This window comes from Hymenobacter agri, from assembly GCF_054778495.1.
Window position 1 is genome coordinate 1 of the sequence record NZ_BAAGZM010000881.1, and the last position, 1,326, is coordinate 1,326.

Annotated in this window: 2 protein-coding genes; both read right to left on the reverse strand. The window is 65.8% G+C overall.

Going from position 1 to position 1,326, the window contains the following annotated elements; all coding sequences use genetic code 11:
- Positions 1–996: glycosyltransferase family 4 protein (locus ACYVDE_RS23045; protein WP_460503870.1), on the reverse strand; the 996-nt coding region annotated here is incomplete at its 3' end.
- A 126-nt stretch (positions 997–1,122) separates the two neighbouring features.
- Positions 1,123–1,326 (reverse strand): hypothetical protein (locus ACYVDE_RS23050; RefSeq protein ID WP_460503871.1); only part of this gene is annotated, 204 nt, incomplete at its 5' end.

The following is a 1,326-nucleotide window of genomic DNA, read 5'->3' on the forward strand; positions in this document are numbered from 1 at the left end:
GAGCGGGTCGGCGAGCAGGGCGCCGCCGGGGCCGGCCACTTCGGGCATGGAGCTGACGCCGCTGGTGAGCACCGGGCAACCGCTGGCCTGCGCTTCCACAATCGGAATCCCAAAACCTTCAAAATAGGGCACATACACCGTGGCCAGCGCTGCTGCGTAGAGGCCCGCCAGCTCGGCATCGGACACGCGACCGGTGAAGTGCACGGCACTTTGGTGGCGCATTTGCTGGTAGGCATCGAGGATGGGGCCGGCTTTCCAAGCTTTGCGGCCCACGATGAGCAGCTGGGCCTCGGCCGTATCGGGACGGGCCTTGAACTGGTCGAACGCCCGCAGCAGGTTTGCCAGGTTTTTGCGCGGCTGCAACGCCCCGACGAAAAGAAAATACGGCTGGCCCTGGCTGAACCGCTGGCGGATGTCGGCCTGTGCCGCTTCGGGCAAGGGCCGGAACCAGTCGGCCGGCGCGTTGTAGGCCACGCTGATTTTGGCCGGTGCCACGCCGTAGGTCTGCACGATGTCGGCCTTGGTGGCTTCCGACACGGCCACGAGCTGCGCCGAGGCGCGGGCGAAGCGCGGCGCAAAAAAGTGGTAGTACTTGCGCTGCAACAAGCCCACATCGAGCGGAAAATGCTCGAAGGCCAGGTCGTGCAGCACCGTGACGCGCGGCACGCGGGTGTTGAGCGTGGTAAAGCCGTCGGGGCTAAGGAAGGCCGCCGGCCGGTGCCGGGCCAGCCACAGCGCCACCGCGCCCTCAAACCAGGCCACGAACAGGAACGGGTGCCGGGCCGGCGGGCTGAGCACGTGCGGCACCACGTTGGGGCCCAGCAGGTAGCGCGCATCGTAGGCCCGGTCGAACAGGAAGTGGAACGTCACGTCCGGGTGCTGGGCCACGAGGTGGCGCAGGGTTTCGAAGGTGAAGCGGCCAATGCCTTCGAGGTGCCCGCCCGGCAGTAGGAAGCGGGTATTGACGGCAATGTGCAAGGGTGTTAGGGTGGGCATGATGTTGAATCTGAACGGTCATGCTGAGCGCAGCCGAAGCATCTCTACAGCAATAGTAAACGAACTACTTGCGCGGTAGAGATGCTTCGGCTACGCTCAGCACGACGGGCTTTGTCACGTTTCATCCTACCCTTTCCCCGGTAGCAGCTGCGCAATTTCGCGACGCCGCACCAGGCCCGTGCCCAGCACAATCAGTCCGAAAACCACGGCCATGAGGCCGCTTTCGAGCCACCAGCTGAGCCCCAGACCGCCGTATTGCAGCGCGAACCACACCCCGCACAGCAGCCCGAACGCCAGCAGCAACCGGGCCAGCAGGCGGCCGGGCACGCC